Source organism: Leptospira montravelensis (assembly GCF_004770045.1).
GTDB classification, from domain to species: domain Bacteria; phylum Spirochaetota; class Leptospiria; order Leptospirales; family Leptospiraceae; genus Leptospira_A; species Leptospira_A montravelensis.
The window spans coordinates 138,599-157,122 of the sequence record NZ_RQFO01000004.1 but is presented as its reverse complement, the minus strand read 5'-3'; the positions used below and the strand labels follow the sequence as shown (position 1 = coordinate 157,122).

Sequence of the window (18,524 nt, the reverse complement as noted above, 5' to 3'; positions counted from 1 at the left end):
AATCTATCTAACCCAAATCTGGTTGTATGTATTTTTAAACATACCGTTATCGAACATTTCAGAATGACGTTTTTGTTTAAACTTCAATCCAGCGGAAGTTAAGATTTTTTCACAATTAAGTCTTTGCTCAGTAAAATCTTCATTTATTTCGATGCTTACACTATTTACTTTTTTCAATGTATTTTTAGCACCAGCTAGAATTAATTGTTCAATCCCATCTACATCCATTTTTATGTAATCAGGAGCTGGAATTTTTAGTAATTTGACTACCTCATCAATAGATAATCCTACCAGCTGGTACTCAAATGTTTTCTTTAATGTTTTTCCATCGTGACCATATTCTTTACCAAATGTTGAAAGAGCCCCACCCCAATCGGTATTTGTCATATTTAATTTACTTATCGATAAATTATCAGATAACGGAATTGGCAAAACAACTATCTTATCAGACAAATCATTATTAAAGATATTTCTTGATAATATCTCAAGGTTAAAGACAGAAGGTTCAAAAGCGAAAACTCTACAATTTCGCGATTTTGCTGCGTAACAGGAATAAAGACCCACATTAGCGCCTATATCCCAAAGTACTGATCCTTTTGTTAAACCATCAATCCATTCTAATGTTTCTGGTTCTTTAGTAGAAAAAGTAAGTGCACGAAATCGATTCAATGAGTTTGGAACAACAAATTGCAAATCGTAGTCATTATGCCTAACACGGATAACCTCTTGCCAAGAATTTTGGATAAGACTATCAATAAGCTCATGACCAAATCTAAACGGGCTTAATACTTTATAGATTAAATTAAAGACTTTTCTTAAATATTCTAATAGAATTCGTTTCACTTTTCACCTTTTATCTATTTGTATTAAACTTCATTTCATCAATCAACTGAAGTAACCCTTGACCAAGATCCACATGCATAGGTGGAATGTATTTTCTACCTAACTTAGGTTGGTATGCATAAGGAGTTCTTACGTAATGCCCTACTTGGTCACCTTCTAAAAATTCTACTGAATCGGGCCTTCCTAGAATTTCTGCGAGCATCTTGAGTAACTCGATGACCCGCATTGGTTCTTGCCCTGTTAAAACAACACTTTGGTTTTTAAACTCTTCTCCCATTGCAACAACACTTGCTCTGGCAGCATCCTCAACATGGATGTATTCTCTTAAACTATCAGCACTTCCTTCATAAGTGATCCGACCCGTTTCCAAAGCTGATTTTACTATGCGAAAGAGTCCATTCGATTCATCAGACCTAGGTCCATATAAGGAGCCATATCTAAGAATGGTAAAATCCAAACCAAAACATTTTTGATATTCCTCGATATAACTTTCTGAGGCCTGTTTACTACACCTATAGAAACCACCTTCGCGGCTATATACATACACAGTACTTGCGTATATAAATCGTTTTACCTTATGTTTTTTGCAAGCCTCTAGAATATAAGTATTTCCGAGAATATTGATACGAATAGTATCTACTGGCTTATCCAGTGCCTGGTTTAAATCGGCAAGTGCGGCAAAATTATAAACTACATCAAACCCTGAAACAATTTCGGAAACGATCTTTTCATCCAAAAGATCACCAGAAACAAACTTCTGGTCGGAACGCAGCCAAGGTGACTTAACTAAATCAAAAATAGTTACCTCATGACCGGCATCGCTCAATGCGTCTGCTACATGAGATCCGAGAAAACCTGACCCACCAAATACAAGAATCTTCATTTAATCTATACAATAGAAAATTTTAGTGCTATACCGACCCCGCACTTTCGATGCAGGGCAGACATGGCCAGCCATAATTTTCTGAATGATTTCCTTTTTCCCATTACCTGAAACTAAAAATAATACATGATTTGATTGATTGATTTTATTTAAGGATAAACTAATTCTTTCCTTAGGAAATTTTGGAGAATTATATATTGGTAATACATCGGCAGATGATGAATTTTGCCCAAGATCATTTTCTGGAAACAAACTAGCTGTATGACCATCTTCACCAATTCCAAGAACCGCTAAATCAAAAAAAGACTGATTGGTTAGCTGCTGATTATACTCACTTGCCATTTGAGTTGGATTTCCAATACCAGGAGAGTGAAATTTTGCTTGGCAGAGAATTGGTTCACCTAATGTTTTTTTTATCATGGTCTCTGATCTTTCGGAATTTTGTAACTCAACACATCTTTCATCTGCAAGCCAAATATGAAGATTTGACCAATTTAGATTTAACTGATGAAAATTTTGATAGATAGGTAAAGGTGTATTTCCACCAGAAAGCAATATATGAAAATTCGTTTCACTTACCTGGTTCGCAGAAAAGGAAGGATTTAAAATTCTGGAAATTTCGAGTATGGTTTCCTTTTCCCAGACTGACGAAGGAATCTCTCTTAACTCAAGCATTTCGAAGTTCATCGGCAAGGATAACCCAGGAAAATTCCATTTTTGAATCTTTTCTTTTGATAAACGCATTCCTGTATTCCAGGTATTTACTATGGTCTATTTTATCATCCAGTAAGTTAAGCCGATCATAATCCGTTTCTAAATCTATTTCTTTTGGATTCTTTCCATGTAGATTCGCAAACGAAACTACCATATTTTTATAAATATTTCTCATGGTTGAGGTGTAAAAAAATACTGCATCTTTTTCGAAGAGATTTATGAAATTAATGCTTGTACTAGAATGAATCAATGCAAAGCGGCAGTTTTTGATTAAGTCTAGAGTCCTATCTTTAATGATAATGAATGATTTAAAATGTTCCTTAGATTGATATTCCGATCTTGGATGGGCAGCAATCACCACTTTCGTATTGTATTTTTTCTCGAGATAATGAAAGAAACTTTCTAATCTTGGATAATAAGTTTCTTTTTTGTCCGCATGGGGAATCTTAAAAAAATCATTATCGGGATGGTAGGGAGAATATTCATCCAAGAACACAATATGGTTATCAAAGTTTTTTTGTTCCACTAAATTTCCATAAACATCAAGATATGGAGATAATTGGAAACTAGATTGTTTGGATTGCAAAAACAAATCAAAATCCAAACTATGAGCCCAAATTATTTTGGCAGAATCTAGAATTTCCTTTGTTAAATGTTCAATCGATCGACTTCCACCTGCAATCACGTATGTTGGGGCCAAGGGAGTTTTCCTCTTCAATACTTCCAAAGATTTCTTTAAAGTTCTCCCTATAGATTTCAAAAGCGATACAAAACCTTCTTCAAAAAGCTTTTGTTTCATTTTAATGTATATACTATCATTTAAAACTTCCTGTGGTGTTGGAATTCGATTTGTACAATACAAAGCATAGTCAATGCATTGTTTTTTAAAAAATTTCAATAATTCTAAATAGTAGCCTGTTAACAGAATCACCAAAAATCTTTTTTTAATCCTCTGTAGCTCATTCTTTAATTCATTTATTGTTGAGAAGTATTTGATATACTCTTTTTGGTTCCCCTGTCTTGAATCTAAGTATTTTTGTTTATGAAATATATCTTCTAACTGATAAACCTCAACTTGAAATCCCAGTTGGCTTAGTTCTTTAATCCCAAACCGTTTTTCATCTCTTTCAGTAAATGGAGTTTCTACAAAAAAAATAATGGATTCATAATTGGGCATCTGAAGTCGTTAATTTACTTGTTTTAAAATTGATACCAATTTTGCCGCATTGGTTGTTATGGTGGTTTTATCCATCTTTACAAGAATTGGTATGGCAACACTTCTGCTTAACTCTCTTTCAGAGGGTTCCATAGTATCTATCAATTCATTCTTTGACATTCCTAGCTCGCCTAACATATGATCCCAATAACGAGCAAAATGCCATTCAATCGCATCAGGAACGTTTTTTGTTCCCAATCCACTTTTATTCATTTCTGTTACTACCCATTTTGCCTTTTCGGCAGTCTCCAATTGAAAGATCAAACAATCGCATAACGGTTGCGATTTGTTTGGAATTCTTCGAAAAGAAATATTGGGAAGTTCCTTTAACGCTTCAAAGTAAATGTTAAAGTTTTCAATGTTTTTTGAAACAATGAAATCCAATTTCTTCAATTGGGCTAAGCCGATAGCAGCCTGTAGTTCACTCATCCGATAATTGAAGCCACGAATTCTATGTGTATCTCTTCCCCTCGGAAATTTCGCATTGTATTCATGACCATGATCATGATATTCTCTGGCTAGTTTGTAAACCTCTTCATCATTGGTGGTCACCATCCCACCTTCGCCAGTGATAATGACTTTTCCTGCATCAAAACTCCAGGCACAAGCAAGAGATTCAGTACCTAAGTATTTACCATTCCATCTTGCACCGAGCGATTCACAATTATCTTCGATAATTGCTAGATTATATTCAGTGGCAATTTCTTGGATCTTATCCATTTCACATGCCACACCTAACATGTGTACAGGAACAATTGCCTTTGTTCTTGGAGTAATGGCTTTTTTTAGCGCTACTGGATCTAAATTTAATGTGTCATTTACATTCACTAAAATCGGCTTGGCACCCAAATCAATAATTGCTTCCACAGTTGCGATGAATGTAAAAGCTTGGGTGATCACTTCATCTCCAGGTCTTACTCCCGCAGCAAAAAGTGCAACTTTAATGGCAGCAGTTCCTGATGACACTGCTTGTGCATATTTTACTCCAATTTTTTCCGCGAAAGCCTTTTCAAATTCACGAACTCGGTATCTACCATTTCGAATCGCATCAAATCCATGAGCAAATAAAATGCCACCATCATCAAAAAGCTGATTGATCTCTTCTCTTTCTTCTTTTCCGACTAATTCAAATCCAGGCACTTATGATTCCCTAACCTTGCTTATTTATAAATTTCTTAGCAAACATGTCTGCGAGTAATACGACAGACGAATGTATATTACTAGCGACAAATCGATCAAATACGCTCGCATCACAAACATATAAACCTTTACAGTCTTTTAATTCAAAATCCGAAGTAATCGAATTTTGTAATCCGCCTATCAAATGGTGACCACTATACATTGTGTCCTGAATGTATTTATCAGGATCTTTTTCCATCAAATCCAGTTGATCAATTTCTTTCACATGATCCCGTATCGGTGGTGATTTTAAAAGTTCAATACAATATTTAATGGCAAGCTTTAAGAGAGTTACATCCGATTCCGTAGATAAAAACTTTGGATCCACTTTTAATTTGCCATCTTGGAAAGAAACATATCCTTTCGATAATGGATGTATTGCATTGATCGAGATGGAAAAACTTGGCTCAGAGGTATTAAAAACAGAACCCTTACTACCGTGCCTACCCGATTCAGAAAATTGAAGGATTTGAATCCTCGTATCAATTTCACCATCTTTATCAAGGTCTAGATAAGCCGCAGAAGTGGCACCTGTTCCTCTCATTACAGTTGGTATCCCTAAAAAATGTTTGATTCCCAAAAACATTTTTTTCCAAAAACTAGCATATACCTCGTTAAGGGAATTCAGTGGATGATTGGCAAATACATTTACTCTTAAGTTTGTATGGTCTTGGATTTCTTTGCCGATTTTTAGATCAGTAATCAAAGAATTTGGATCTAACTGCTGTTGTAATAGTAAAGAACAACTACCCATAACACCTGCGGATAAAATCACAAAATCCGAATCATAAGTGGAACGATTCGTTTTTACTCCTTTGGCGTTTCCGTTTTCATCAAAAAGAATCCGTTCGACTTTTTCATTTAATATTGTCTTAAACTTCTTTTTACCCAATACTGATAAAACCGAAGTTCTAAAGAATGTGCGAACTGTATTATAAATTGGGCCACATGCTTCCTTCTCAGAAACACTCATATTATCGAGAGGTACACCTCGGCCTTTTAAAGTTTCTAAAAATGAATTATCTATATAGTTTAGTGGAGCTTTTTTAATGGTAATTTTATTATTCACTACTTTGTTTTCAGAATAAAGTAGTTCGTGACTCTCATTTAAATCAGACACTTCAAATCCGAATCGCTTTAGGATCGGAACCCATTTGGATAAAAAACCAAAAACATGTACAGCCCCGTTCATTACTGAGGCTCCACCTAACAAATTCGATTGATAAAATGGAATTTTACGACCATTGGCTAAATCAAACTCTGTCTTATGAATATACTCCGAATTTTTTCTTCTGAATAAAATACCGATCATTAATGGAACTCGATAAAGCAAAGGATATGCTTTATACTCACTTTTATCAATGACTGTTACCGCAAATTTCTCCTGAAGTCGATTCGCAATAACAATACCTGCGGTTCCTCCGCCAATGATGATGACTTTTTTCTGATTCATATAATCCTTACTAATTTTACTGAAAAACTTGATCAGCTGATTCATAATCATCTGGTCGCCCAATATCAATCCAAGATTCATGCATCGGATATACTATTGTTTTCCTTTGGGTTGCCTTTATCTTACTAAAGAGAGTTGGCATATCTGTATATTCATCTTGATTCAAATAACTAAATATCTCAGGATTAAGAGCGTAGATTCCCGCATTGACATGAGTTTTATAGATTGGCTTTTCTTCAAAGTCGATGATATCAACACCTTTGGTATGAACTACTCCAAAAGGGTGTTGCCATTCATGCATACGCACCGCCATTGTTGCCACTGCTTTATGATCATGGTGAAATTCTAATAAATCACTATATCGAATATGGGTTAATACATCTCCATTGGAAACTAAAAATGGATGTTTAATCTTCTCTGTAATAAGACTCAGTGCACCTGCCGTTCCTAAAGGTTTATCCTCGTTTAAATATTGAATTTCAACATCCCATTTTTTCCCATCTTGAAAATACTCTTCAATCATATGTCCGAGATAATGAACAGAAATAATAAATTTTTGAAAGCCATCTGCCTTTGCTCTTTCAATGATATGCTCCAAAATTGGTTTCCCGGCTACAGGCAATAAAGGTTTGGGACAATTTTCGGTATAAGGGCGTAGTCTGACACCTTTCCCACCAGCCATAATCACAAACAAATTCTCCTTCTTTTCAGGAAGAAGAATTTCATCTAACACATGTAATCCTAAAACTTTCCGATTTTCATCAACTATGGGAATCTGATGAATTTTATTGGCTTTCATTAGTTGCAAAACCAATTCTCGGCTCATGGAAGGAGTGACGACAAAAGAATTTGGATTTAAAATACCATGAGCAGTGGCATTCATATCCATTCCTTTTAAGAGGCCTCGGCGAATGTCACCATCGGTGATGGTTCCAAGTAAATGATTTCCTTCATCAACAACCAATACAACCTGTAGTGCTGTTAACTCAAGATTCTGTATCGCTTTTTCAATTGAATCGCTTGATCGCAGAAGTGCTTTTTGCCAAGGGTTGGACATTTATTTATTACTCTTACTCGTAAGATTTAACAATTCGAAATGCTTCTGCATACATTGTGCCTCTCTGCGATCCTCGCAAGATTGCTAATGCTTTCACAGAATCTAAACTTCTAGGAAAGGGATGGTCACCGAGTTCACCTTCATACTCTTTTAAAATCTCCACTTTTCTTTCGAAAAAATCAGATATATCCACATATAAATTTGCCGAGATAGAATCAATTTCACCAAAATTTGTTTCAGAAAGTATCTCCATCTCAAGGATAGATTTTATATTTAAGTTTCTAAATTTCTTGGTAACAGAAATTCCGATTTGATGAGTAATTTTATGATCAGTATGCGGATCCTGCGCTGATGGTAATAATATGATTTCCGGCTGGTGTCTTTTAATAATATCTACAACTGGACCAATTAATTCTGAAAACGAATACTTATCAAGCCCGGTCGGCTCAAAACCTAAGTTATACACATAGTCAAATGGGTACATTCGTGATACCTTTTGAATTTCCGCTTCACGTCGATTGATCTGGTCTTTGGTCCAACCAAACTCCTCTTTCATATGAGTCATTATTAGCCAAATAAGATCATATCCAGCTTTTTTCTTCGCTAATAAGAACCCACCTGCACCTAACGTTTCATCGTCGGGATGTGGTGTAAAAACAATAATTGATTTTTTATTCAAAGATAATCACCTTCTTGAATTGTCTCTGGCAATTCATGTTTTTCAAGTAATATAGCTTCTGTTGATAAACCACATTTTACTAAAATAGAAGATTCAGAAATTTTTAAAACTTTCCCTGGTTCAAAATTAGAATAAGGAGTTTCTGCTATCTTTGTTTGCCAAACAGGATACTCCTCACCTTTATAAAGGATTAAGGCACCAGGGTAAGGTTTAGTTAATGCTCTAACTAAATTATAAATACTTTCGCTGGACATTCTAAAATCAATAACCCCATCAACTTTGGAACGTTTTCTCCAGGAATTTGCCAGTTCATGATCTTGTTTTTTTGCGATTAATTGGTTATTGTTTAGTTGATTCGTAAATTCAATCACTTGTGTCCGAGATTCCTGGATCAACTTATCATATAACGTGCTCGCAGTATCTTCTTTCTCTATTATTATCTTTTTCTGTGAAACTATATCCCCATCATCTGCACCCTCACCCATAAAGAAGAATGTTGAAGCAGTTTCTGTAAGTCCTAATATTAATGCCCAGATAACGGGATGCCTTCCTCTGTTTTGTGGAAGAGAAGCTGGATGATATCCAATAACCCCTTTTTTAGGGATTTGAAGAAATTCATTCCCAAGCAAACTATTCCAACCAAAACAATAGACGATATCCGGTTTCAGTTCCCTAACCCATTCGAGAATATGTAATTCATTTACATTTTTAGTTTTAATAAAAGGTATATTGTACTGCTTTGCAATAATAGAAGTATCATAATAATCAGAATTGAAACCTGTATCATCCTTGGAAATCACTCCAACAACGTTAAATTTACTTTCGACTAACAATTCCAAGATGTTCTTAGAAAAAATGACACAGCCTATGAAAAGAATTCTCATAATTGGTAACTAACATCAAAAAATGGTTTTTTAACATCTAAATTGTCGAAATCTAAATCCTTGAGATATTCGAATATTTTTTCTGAAGCACCACCTTCTCCATATGGATTAATTGTATTTTTTAAACTTTCTTGAAATTCGTTACTATACAATTTTTCCAAAGCTGACCGAATCGATGTAGAATCACAATCTGCTTGGATTACGCTTGTCGCCATAATTCTTCCTCTTTGACGATCACCAAGGTTGATAGTGCCTATTTTAAAACTTGGCACTTCCAATAAACCACTCGAAGAATTTCCAATCACACCATCTACAAATTTTAGAACTGATAAATACCTTTGAATGCCAAGTGAAGCATGGGCAATCGCATGGTCTGGATACTCTCTTACAAAATCATCTATCAGTTGATTGATGATTCGACCATTGGTATCAGAGTTAGCTTTTGTAAAAATAAGCCCATGTCCTTTTCCAACATACTCCTTTAACACTTCCAAAAGCTCTTTAAATTGAACCTCAGACGTATCATGTTCCAATGTGGTAGGATGAAAGGTAACCATCAAATTCTTATCTTTAAATTGAAACTTTAGAGAATTTTCCAGCTCTTGAAGAGAGAATAATTTTGTGTTTTGTATTATATCGACACCTAAACCACCGCATACATACACTCGCTCCGGACTTTCACCAAGCTGAATGACTCGTCTACGATATTCTTCATTTGCTACAAAATGCAAATAGGACATTTTCGTCACTGAATGACGAATTGCCTCATCAATCAAACCTTCCGTTCTTTCGCCACCATGTATATGCGCAATTGGAATCCTTGTTACCATTGCTGCTATCGCACATGCCAAGGTTTCATATCTATCGCCAACTAAAAATACCAAGTCTGGATTCATTTGTTCTAATGCTTCCGTTATAGAAATCAAAGCAAGACCTATAGATTTTCCTATAGCTACAGAAGAATCAGAGCTTAATAAAATTTCGACCTTTCTATCAATTCGAAAACCATCACCTTCTATTTCCTTAAAGGTAAGTCCAAATTCCGGAGATAAATGCATACCTGTAGCAATGATTTGAATTTCAATATTCGGCGCATCATAAACCAATTTCATTAATCTTTTGAGTAAGCCGTACTCTGCTCTAGTTCCAGTGATAAAGCAAATTTTTTTATTCATTGCAGATGACTCTTTAAATTGAAGACTTTAAAATGGGAAAAAATCTTTAGTTTAGATCTCAATCAATTCATCTTCTAAAAAATCTTTGGATGCTGTTTTTCCCATTACTTCATCCCACCTCATGGGAGAAATTCCATTTCCAGGTCTTTTGGTTGTTACATTTTGTTCAGTAAAAATCTCACCTTTCCGAATGTTCTCTTTAGCAATGAGTGATTTACGGGCAATTGTCATATTTCTTATTTCGGAAGGGAAAGGTTTTTTCACACCGTCACCTAACGCTAGCTCAATATTTCTGATACCGCTAACCAATGCATTCAATTCATTTGGTTCTAAACTTGCCTTGTGGTCTGGACCTGGTAAATTTCGATCGAGGGTAAAATGTTTTTCAATCATATTTGCCCCAAGAGCCACTGCTGCTAAAGATATTTCAATTCCTACTGTGTGATCTGAATATCCAACCTTAACTCCAAATGCGTTTTGAATCGCAAGCATCGCACGTAAATTGACCTCATGCATCGGAGCAGGATATTCGGTGGTACAATGTAACACAGTAATGTTTTCTCTTTTAGTTCCTGCATTTTCTAAAACCGATAGAGCCGCTTCAATTTCACCGAGATTAGACATTCCTGTAGATAGTATCACTTCCCCGTTAAGTGAGCCGATTTTTTTTAAATAGGGATAATTTGTGATTTCTCCACTGGGAATTTTCCAAAGTTTGATTCCTAGTTGGATGAGTAAATCTATGCTAGGTAAATCAAACGCAGTCGATAAAAATTGAATCTTATTTTGTTTGCAAACTTGAATTAAATGTTGGTGCATCTCAAAATTCAACTCTAGTTTCTTTAACATAGAGATTTGTGATCCATCTTCTTTCATGTTTGCCTTTTGGTATTCCGCTCTGCCTGCAAGTTTCGAAGAAATCGAATTTGACTGGAAGGTTTGAAATTTTACAAAATCGGCACCGGCTTTTGCGGCCACTTGAATGAGTTCTTCGGCAATTTTAAGATCACCATTGTGATTTACACCAGCTTCAGCTATAATTATCGTTTTTTGTTTCATTTGACTAATTGGTTTGCTTTTATAAAAGTTCCATCCGGGATTTTCGAACCTTGAACAATGACTGCCCCACTTCCGATAAAGACGTTCTCACCGATCTCAACATTACCGTTGACAATGGCCCCAGTGGCAATATGCGAAAACTTTCCGATATGAACATCATGTTCAATGAGTGCATGATCATTGATAATACAGAAATCTCCTATCATTGCATCTGCTTGGATCGTCGCCTGGTGCATAACAGTAATTCCTTGACCTAACTTTGAATAGGAGGAAACGATAGCACTGGGAGAGATAATATTAGGGAGTTCTGCGCCCAATGCCATTAATTCATTGGCTATTTTTTTCCTGACTATGTTTGATTGGATTTGGCCCACAGTTATATGGAAGTTTTTGCATTTTTTAGATAATGCACTAAAATCGGAATCATTACCCAATACCATCACATCCAAAACCAAGTGACCTACTGGTAAATTGGAATCGATAATTCCTAAAATTTCAAACTTAGTTTCTTTTCGAATGACATCAATCACTGATTTGCAGTGACCGCCTCCTCCGATTAGTATGATTCCTTCCATTTCACTCCACTGGGAATATTCACTAAACGATCAGCAATGTGATTCGTATTTTTTAATGAATCAGAAAAACAATTTTGATACATAGGTAATGTATTTAGTGGATTCCAAGAAGGACGTGTCATCACTTTAGCCCCATTGGTTTCTGCCAGGAACTTGTCTCTATCTGATTTTGATGGAAATTCAATTGTATTTAACCAGTAGTTTGAAACAGAATTTTTAATTTCTTTTTTGAAAGTAACCTTTGTATTTTCAAAAAACTGAATGTACTTTATAGAAAGTTCTCTTTTTTCTTTTAAAAAATCATCCAGTTGCTCCAACTGCGCACAAGCAAGTGCAGCATTTAGATTGGGCATCCTATAATTGAATCCCAATTCATCATGAGAATATTCCCAAGGATGCGGAACTTTTGCTGTTGTGGTAATATGTTTTAATCTTTTTCCTAAATTATCGTCATCCGTAACCACAGCACCACCACCACCACAAGTAACGGTTTTATTGCCATTAAAACTGAAAACACCTAAACGACCAAAAGATCCAGTATGTTTACCATTCACATAACTTCCCAGAGATTCAGCAGAGTCTTCAACCACATCTAATCGAAACTGATTTGCCACCTTACATATCTCTTCGATCCTACCAGGATTTCCAAATGTGTGCATAGGAACAATGGCTTTGATTCGTTTTCCTGTTCGTTTGTTTGTAACAATTTGGTTTTTAAATTCACATTCTGATTCTAAAAAAGCTAACAAAGCCACTGGTGATAGGCTCATCGAATCTAAATCCACATCGAGAAAAACAGGGTCTGCTCCTGTATACCTGATGGCATTGGCAGTCGCAACAAAACTCAAAGCTTGCGTAATGACCTCATCCCCCGAACTGACTCCTATACTATGAAGCGCGATATGAAGTGCGGCTGTTCCATTTACAGTTGCAATGGCATATTTCGCACCAGTGATCGATTTCATCATTACTTCAAACTGATCTACATAGGCCCCAACAGAGGAAACAAAGGTGGACTTAATAGTTTCAGTCACATAATGGATTTCATTCCCACGGAATACAGGAGCATGGAGGGGAATGAATTCATCAGCTGAATTGTAATGATCTCTGACTAGATCTAAAAACGATTTTATCATGGATAGTTTATTGTATAATTCCCATGAAAGTTGATATCTTGTTCTAAATTTTTAAAAAGGTTCAATTGAAATGCTTCAATTAATTCTTTTACACCATCTTCCACTGTGTATTTAGGTTCAAAACCGAGTACTGACTTCACTTTTGAAAAATTAACTTTATAATTACGCGGATCAGTTCCATGTTCTTTAAAACTAACTTTTGAATGGGGAAGATATTTTAAGATTATATCCAAAATTCCTTGTTTTGTAAAATTATTGATTTCACCACCTGCATTAAAAACCTCTTTATGTGTTTTTTCTTTAGGGGATTTCAGAACGATGTCAATTAATCTTGCGAAATCTTTTACGTGGCAATAAGGTCTCCAAGTATGAGCATCATATACAAGTAATTCTTTTCCTAAAATTAAATCCTTTGTAAATTCACTAACAGTAAGATCAAATCTCATTCTTGGAGATAATCCAAAGGCAGTTGCAAATCGCAAAACTACAGTAGAGAAATCAAAATTATTTTTTTCACTCAATAGTTCTTTCTCAGCCGCAACTTTAGCTTTTGCATACAAAGAAAGTGGCGAAAGTTCAAAATTTTCATCTGCAAGCTCATCGTTTTTAATCAGTCCATAATTAGAACAAGTTGAAATGAAAATAAGTCTTTCAATTCCCTTTCCATTCATAATTTGAAACAGATTTAAGATTCCATCATCATTTATCTTTTTAGATAAATCGGGGTATTTTTTTGTTATTGGATCACCAACTAATCCAGCAAGTAATACAACAGAATCGATACCAACTAATGCTTTTTTCACTGCATCTTCGTCACAAAGATCGCCGCAAATAAATTTGTAGTTTTCATTCAATATGTAAGGAAGTACAGTTCGTTGGTTCTCATACAGAAAACCATCTAAGCAAGTAACCTTATAGCCATTTCTAAGTAAAAAATCAGTAATCACTGATCCAACGTACCCTGCTCCACCAATTAACAGTATATTTTTCATATTTTTAGTTTCCTTTCTAAAATGCTTTCGGCAATTTCCATATCTTCTAATTCATCAATATCAATCGAATAACGTAACTTTGATTCGAACAAATGCGTTTTTCCTTCGACAACAAAAGCTCTATTGTTTTTTAAAAACTTAACGGTAGCTAAGTAAAAAGATCCATCCAGAAAGTAATAATTTCCTGTATAGCCCTGTCTTCCTGTAACTTTTTCACTAGGTTTCTCTAAAAAAGACCAGGAATCCTCAACAGACTTAATACACTCAAATGGATGTTCTCTCATGTGAGTCACACTCACAAGACTTTCCATTTTTTTTTCTTTGAAACTATGGATAGCGTTCTGTACTTCTGATATAATTCGAATGGGTGAGGTAGGCTGCAATAGTAAGACAGAGTCAATTTGCACATCGTTCGACTTCTGAAACCACTCTAAAGCATGCATTACTGCATCAATCGTAGCCGAGGAATCACTTGCTAATTCCTTTGGTCTTAGATAATCGTCGTTCAAACCTAAGGATATTCCGTAAGCTTTGATATCAATATCATCCGTTGATAAAAACGGAATGACATTTTTATCTAATTTTTTTGCCAAATCAATGGTATAAAAAAGTAATGGATTCCCTGCTATTGGGTATAAGTTCTTTCCAGGTATCCCCTTGGATCCACCTCTTGCTGGTATAAAAGCTAAAATATTCATAGTTTGGTTAATTTATAGATTTGATGGCGGAATGAACCCGCTCTTTCACTTTACCGTCAGATAAGTCACCGTAAAGTTTTGTGGATACTTCCTTGATCTCTCGTTTTAGATCCAAGTCACCTTCTACCAAAAGCTTAAACCGCTCTTTAAAACTATCAAAGTTTTTACAAATTACTCGCGATCCGAAATAATCAAAGGTATCACCAATAATCGATTTGATATTATGAGTATAGTCATGAACTAATACGGGTTTTCCAATAGAAATCGCTTCATCCATAAGTGAAGTGTGTTTCCCTATGATAATATCTGAATTCTGCGCTAAGTAGTAACTATAGAATGAGATTCCATATTCATAGGAAAATATAATATTTTTAAATTCCTTTAGTCGATGTTTTACCTGAAAAAAATATGGCAACTCCAACCAATCTATCATTTTATATCTTAAAGTAAAAAGCGAATCCTTAAATTCCTTTGCAAGTTCCATAATTTCATTTAAAAAATGCTCCTGGGCTTGCCAGTTCAAAAGTGGGTTAACTTGGCTTTCTACCCAAGACATGTCGCTATGATAACCTAACACTAAAATTCTTTTATTATAAACACCTACAGAATCTTCGCTCTCAATTTTAGGAAATTTTCTAAAAAACTCATCAGTTCTGTATTGCCCAACCGGAATGGAGTTTGTGAACCAATAATTCCTTGATTGTTCCATGACCATTCGACTCTCGTTAGAGGATACGAGATAATGGTCTAAAACAACAGTCGCTGACTTATAATATGTATAAACAAACCTTTCCTGTACTCCGATCGTAAGAACACCATACGACTCAAAAGCCAAAATCAATGATTTCGGACAAATAATATCATAATCAATATAAGCTCTTTTTAGTTGTTTAAAACGGGAGAGATCTTTTCTATGCGCATGAAATTTTAAAGTAAGGATCAATATTCGAATCTTTAAAGGAAGAGAAGAAAATTTTATTGATATAAAATTTAGTGCGAATACTAACTGAATACTGATAGAAAGCACATCTTTTATACCTAACTTCTTTGCAGGTGTCAGCGAAAACCAAGGAAGTTCTTCCGAAGGTGAATTATATCCAGAATAGTCAAAATGAACTAAGTTCTTTGGTTCAAAAAAGGAATCTGTTTCACTATAATACAAACTCTTTTCATACAAACTTCCATATTTTAAGCCTGAATGAGTTACATAAGCATGTTGATATTTTCCCCAGTCGAAATGAGGTTTCGAACGAAATTCTTCTTGTAAGTTTGGTTTAAAAGAAACCAAACTGCGCACTTTTAAAAAAATACGAAAGACAACTTTAAAAACAAAACGAAAAAAATCGAGAATACCTGGTATTGGTATCACTATCCTCAAACAGTTATTAGGTAGTTTTGGAATCGATAGGTCATCAAAAGAGAAACTAACAAAAAGAATTTTTCTATCGGGAAAGTTTTCATGCCAAAAAATCAACTTACTACCTAAAGAAGTTAGTTTTAATGCAACAAAATCCAAAAGATATATGGATATTTTTTTATCTAGATTCGTGACATTTGGAAATAAATTTCCTAACTTATCAAATTGAAAGTGTTTTATTTTTTTATCTAACCAGGTCCAGGAGTATCCTTTGGGGTCACTATCTGCATCTGCGAAAGTTGAAATCGTTTTTAAATCTGCGATGGGTAAGGGATTTATTCCAAGATTTCCTAAAAAAATTGCAAAGGTTTCACTTTTTCCACTAGTAAGTTTTACATAGTAGACCTTTCGAAAAAAAAATCTGATTAGTATTGCAAAGAAAGAACTAACATAGGTCAGTTCTGAAAAAATAATATCTAGTGAAAAATGGAACAATTACTGATAGAATCCTTTTCCAATAAGAATGTAATTTTCATCTTGTAAATCTGGTCTTTTATTAGGAGTATACCGGAACTTACATTCGTTTTCAACGAGAGACAACCTAACCCGATCTACTTCAGATTTTTGAACACTTTCATTTTGAAACGGATCTGGATTCTTTAGTTCCCATTCCCAATTTTCATTTCTAAACCATATTTTTGGATTTCGGTGTTGGTCTAAAATGAATTTAAAACCGTTTTTAGTCATTCCAATCCAATTTAAAAATTGGTTCAGATTTTTAGGTTCTTTCATTGAGTAATCTTTTATTAACTGAATTCCGTCTTCCCTGCTTAGCCTGCGAAGTCGTATTTCACGGCAAACATGGTCTGTCACCTTTCCATATCCATGTTTGATAAACTTTATATAATCGTGAACATCAGAATAATTAAAACAATCAACATCATTGTACGTATCGAAGGTTCGTGTTTGTTCGCCGGTTTCATAATCATAAAGCGCAAGCATTTTCTCATGTTGTGCTTTGCTATCCCATCGGATATAATTGTTTAGATAAATTCCACGAACCCCAATTCGCTCTATTTCTTTATCATGTGGATATCTAAACTGTACAATATCAGTTTCTTCAATTCCATCAAATTCATCAATTAGATCTTCTGCTTCGAAACCCATCAAATCATGCTCTTTTCGGTATTTTCGAGTCATCTCTACTTCATTAAGATGAGAAAACATTCCGACTTGATCAACACCTTGGTGAGCACCCCAAATGATTAATGGTATTTTAAATTTTACCGCCACTTGCACTGGATATACGGTTTGTCCTGCAATACAATGCCAGTAGATACTACCCATTTTTCGAAACGTGCCACGAGTAATTTTTTTTACCGTATCTGGACTTACAGTCAGTGTCATGATATCAATGTTAAATTTGATTCGAAGGTTGGCTAAATTGCGAATTCCCAGATCCGTATTGTAGTGTTTGTTGTAAGTGACTAATAAAGGATTAAGACCTAATACATTTTTTACCGTGTGAACGATAAAATAAGAATCCCTTGCCCCACTAACTGGCACAATACAATCGTAGTTATTTCCAGATTGGTTACGGTAATTTTCTGTTATCTGCTTTAATTTTTGAAATCTCGAATTCCAATCAATTAAATCTTTTTCTTCATGGATTCGACATCCACTGCAGACTCCTTCTTCATCAAATGTAATATTGAGTGGATGAAGTTCAGAATATAAACAACGATTGCAAATCTTCATATAGTCTCTTTTTCAATGCGAAGAAAGAGCATTTCTTCGAGAATCTTATCATCTTTTTTAGTGAGTCTCATTTCAGAATCAAATTCATTTTCATTATAATTTGCATGAGTTTCTAAACGAATATTTTCCGTTTTGCGAACAAAGGATTTTGAAACATTAACACTGTGCTCGGTAAATTGGAAAAAGTTTGAAGCAGCTGCTGCAGAAACTTTAGTATTCGAAAAAACGTGAACCATATCCGATGCATTCTTCGCACCACCGCAACAAATCACAGGTATAGACACTGAATTAGTTACTGACTGAATCAAATCCAAATCATATCCTAAATATGATCCATCTCGATCCACAGAGTTCAAAAAAATCTCACCAGCACCACTGTCTGCAAGTCTCTTTGCATAATCAGCAGGATTCAGTTCAATTCCTTGTTTTTTTATGTAATCGTAAACCTGATAACCACTTGCGGTTTTAATAACATCAATGGAAGTAACAACGCATTGATTCCCGTAAGCTAAAGCAACTTCTTTAACGAAGGAGAATTCATTGTAAGCAATATGATTTAAGGAAACTTTATCGGCACCAGCACTCATCAATTCATGGACTTGGTCCATTCGCCTGATCCCACCGCCAACAGTAAGGGGAACGTAACATTTTTTTGCTGCCTTTCGAATCAAATCGTAGTTAGGTTGTTTTTGATTCTTTGTTGCAGAAATATCTAAATAGACAATTTCATCAATTCCCCATGAGGTAAGAAATTCTAATGTGATTTCTGGTTTGCCAATTGGTAAATACCTACGAAAACCAATACTTTGTACAACGATATCATCTTTTACGATGACGACTGCAATGATTCTTTTTTTAAGCATGTT

Annotated in this window: 18 protein-coding genes; all 18 read right to left on the bottom strand. The window is 34.9% G+C overall.

Annotated elements, in window-relative coordinates; all coding sequences use genetic code 11:
• Positions 1-3 precede the first annotated feature (3 nt).
• Genes EHQ31_RS01555 through hisF form a run of 18 tightly spaced genes read right to left on the bottom strand, consistent with a single transcriptional unit; the run spans position 4 to position 18,521 of the window.
• Positions 4-843 carry an FkbM family methyltransferase gene (locus tag EHQ31_RS01555; protein WP_135568979.1) on the bottom strand — a complete coding sequence of 280 codons (840 nt, stop codon included), beginning with the start codon at positions 841-843 and terminating at the stop codon, positions 4-6.
• A gap of 10 nt (positions 844-853) precedes the next feature.
• Complete coding sequence (locus tag EHQ31_RS01550) at positions 854-1,726, bottom strand: NAD-dependent epimerase/dehydratase family protein (RefSeq protein ID WP_135568977.1); 873 nt, start codon at positions 1,724-1,726, stop codon at positions 854-856.
• Positions 1,727-2,413, bottom strand: coding sequence for a 6-phosphogluconolactonase (pgl, locus tag EHQ31_RS01545; protein ID WP_244247233.1), 687 nt, complete (start codon positions 2,411-2,413; stop codon positions 1,727-1,729).
• The gene (locus tag EHQ31_RS01540) at positions 2,394-3,617 is read right to left on the bottom strand and encodes a hypothetical protein (protein WP_135568973.1); all 1,224 of its coding nucleotides are present in this window, start codon (positions 3,615-3,617) and stop codon (positions 2,394-2,396) included. The genes pgl and EHQ31_RS01540 overlap by 20 nt, the downstream gene beginning before the upstream one ends.
• A 9-nt stretch (positions 3,618-3,626) precedes the next feature.
• The gene (locus EHQ31_RS01535) at positions 3,627-4,796 is read right to left on the bottom strand and encodes a DegT/DnrJ/EryC1/StrS family aminotransferase (RefSeq protein WP_135568971.1); all 1,170 of its coding nucleotides are present in this window, start codon (positions 4,794-4,796) and stop codon (positions 3,627-3,629) included.
• 10 nt (positions 4,797-4,806) lie between these two features.
• A complete protein-coding gene (locus EHQ31_RS01530) occupies positions 4,807-6,288 on the bottom strand; it encodes a GMC oxidoreductase (protein WP_167481621.1) in 1,482 nt (493 codons plus the stop codon).
• Between the two features lie 16 nt (positions 6,289-6,304).
• Positions 6,305-7,345, bottom strand: coding sequence for a nucleotidyltransferase family protein (locus tag EHQ31_RS01525; RefSeq protein ID WP_135568967.1), 1,041 nt, complete (start codon positions 7,343-7,345; stop codon positions 6,305-6,307).
• 13 nt (positions 7,346-7,358) lie between these two features.
• Positions 7,359-8,024, bottom strand: a complete 666-nt coding sequence (locus tag EHQ31_RS01520) for a PIG-L deacetylase family protein (RefSeq protein WP_135568965.1) — start codon at positions 8,022-8,024, stop codon at positions 7,359-7,361.
• Positions 8,021-8,908, bottom strand: coding sequence for a formyltransferase family protein (locus EHQ31_RS01515; RefSeq protein ID WP_135568963.1), 888 nt, complete (start codon positions 8,906-8,908; stop codon positions 8,021-8,023). Before EHQ31_RS01515 ends, EHQ31_RS01520 begins: the two co-directional genes overlap by 4 nt.
• A complete protein-coding gene (gene neuC / locus EHQ31_RS01510) occupies positions 8,905-10,083 on the bottom strand; it encodes a UDP-N-acetylglucosamine 2-epimerase (protein WP_135568961.1) in 1,179 nt (392 codons plus the stop codon). Before neuC ends, EHQ31_RS01515 begins: the two co-directional genes overlap by 4 nt.
• Positions 10,084-10,134: 51 nt before the next feature.
• Positions 10,135-11,142 (bottom strand): N-acetylneuraminate synthase, encoded by a 1,008-nt coding sequence (gene neuB, locus EHQ31_RS01505; protein WP_135568959.1) that lies wholly within the window; start codon positions 11,140-11,142, stop codon positions 10,135-10,137.
• The gene (locus EHQ31_RS01500; protein ID WP_135568957.1) at positions 11,139-11,717 is read right to left on the bottom strand and encodes a NeuD/PglB/VioB family sugar acetyltransferase; all 579 of its coding nucleotides are present in this window, start codon (positions 11,715-11,717) and stop codon (positions 11,139-11,141) included. Before EHQ31_RS01500 ends, neuB begins: the two co-directional genes overlap by 4 nt.
• Positions 11,699-12,853, bottom strand: a complete 1,155-nt coding sequence (locus EHQ31_RS01495; RefSeq protein WP_135568955.1) for a LegC family aminotransferase — start codon at positions 12,851-12,853, stop codon at positions 11,699-11,701. Before EHQ31_RS01495 ends, EHQ31_RS01500 begins: the two co-directional genes overlap by 19 nt.
• Positions 12,850-13,845 (bottom strand): NAD-dependent epimerase/dehydratase family protein, encoded by a 996-nt coding sequence (locus EHQ31_RS01490; protein ID WP_135568953.1) that lies wholly within the window; start codon positions 13,843-13,845, stop codon positions 12,850-12,852. Before EHQ31_RS01490 ends, EHQ31_RS01495 begins: the two co-directional genes overlap by 4 nt.
• The gene (locus EHQ31_RS01485; RefSeq protein ID WP_135568951.1) at positions 13,842-14,543 is read right to left on the bottom strand and encodes an acylneuraminate cytidylyltransferase family protein; all 702 of its coding nucleotides are present in this window, start codon (positions 14,541-14,543) and stop codon (positions 13,842-13,844) included. The genes EHQ31_RS01490 and EHQ31_RS01485 overlap by 4 nt, the downstream gene beginning before the upstream one ends.
• A gap of 7 nt (positions 14,544-14,550) precedes the next feature.
• Complete coding sequence (locus EHQ31_RS01480) at positions 14,551-16,395, bottom strand: hypothetical protein (protein WP_135568949.1); 1,845 nt, start codon at positions 16,393-16,395, stop codon at positions 14,551-14,553.
• Positions 16,396-17,658: an N-acetyl sugar amidotransferase gene (locus EHQ31_RS01475; protein WP_135568947.1), complete on the bottom strand. Its 1,263-nt coding sequence runs from the start codon at positions 17,656-17,658 to the stop codon at positions 16,396-16,398.
• Entirely contained in the window at positions 17,655-18,521 is an 867-nt protein-coding gene (gene hisF / locus EHQ31_RS01470) for an imidazole glycerol phosphate synthase subunit HisF (protein WP_135568945.1), read from the bottom strand. The genes EHQ31_RS01475 and hisF overlap by 4 nt, the downstream gene beginning before the upstream one ends.
• Positions 18,522-18,524: the final 3 nt, after the last annotated feature.

Coding starts and splice junctions, on each gene's coding strand:
- EHQ31_RS01525 (WP_135568967.1), bottom strand. CDS start 7,345: ATGTCCAACCCTTGGCAAAAAGCACTTCTGCGATCAAGCGATTCAATT.
- EHQ31_RS01485 (WP_135568951.1), bottom strand. CDS start 14,543: ATGAATATTTTAGCTTTTATACCAGCAAGAGGTGGATCCAAGGGGATA.
- EHQ31_RS01540 (WP_135568973.1), bottom strand. CDS start 3,617: ATGCCCAATTATGAATCCATTATTTTTTTTGTAGAAACTCCATTTACT.
- hisF (WP_135568945.1), bottom strand. CDS start 18,521: ATGCTTAAAAAAAGAATCATTGCAGTCGTCATCGTAAAAGATGATATC.
- EHQ31_RS01500 (WP_135568957.1), bottom strand. CDS start 11,717: ATGGAAGGAATCATACTAATCGGAGGAGGCGGTCACTGCAAATCAGTG.
- EHQ31_RS01490 (WP_135568953.1), bottom strand. CDS start 13,845: ATGAAAAATATACTGTTAATTGGTGGAGCAGGGTACGTTGGATCAGTG.
- EHQ31_RS01550 (WP_135568977.1), bottom strand. CDS start 1,726: ATGAAGATTCTTGTATTTGGTGGGTCAGGTTTTCTCGGATCTCATGTA.
- pgl (WP_244247233.1), bottom strand. CDS start 2,413: ATGAACTTCGAAATGCTTGAGTTAAGAGAGATTCCTTCGTCAGTCTGG.
- neuB (WP_135568959.1), bottom strand. CDS start 11,142: ATGAAACAAAAAACGATAATTATAGCTGAAGCTGGTGTAAATCACAAT.
- EHQ31_RS01530 (WP_167481621.1), bottom strand. CDS start 6,288: ATGAATCAGAAAAAAGTCATCATCATTGGCGGAGGAACCGCAGGTATT.
- EHQ31_RS01475 (WP_135568947.1), bottom strand. CDS start 17,658: ATGAAGATTTGCAATCGTTGTTTATATTCTGAACTTCATCCACTCAAT.
- neuC (WP_135568961.1), bottom strand. CDS start 10,083: ATGAATAAAAAAATTTGCTTTATCACTGGAACTAGAGCAGAGTACGGC.
- EHQ31_RS01495 (WP_135568955.1), bottom strand. CDS start 12,853: ATGATAAAATCGTTTTTAGATCTAGTCAGAGATCATTACAATTCAGCT.
- EHQ31_RS01515 (WP_135568963.1), bottom strand. CDS start 8,908: ATGAGAATTCTTTTCATAGGCTGTGTCATTTTTTCTAAGAACATCTTG.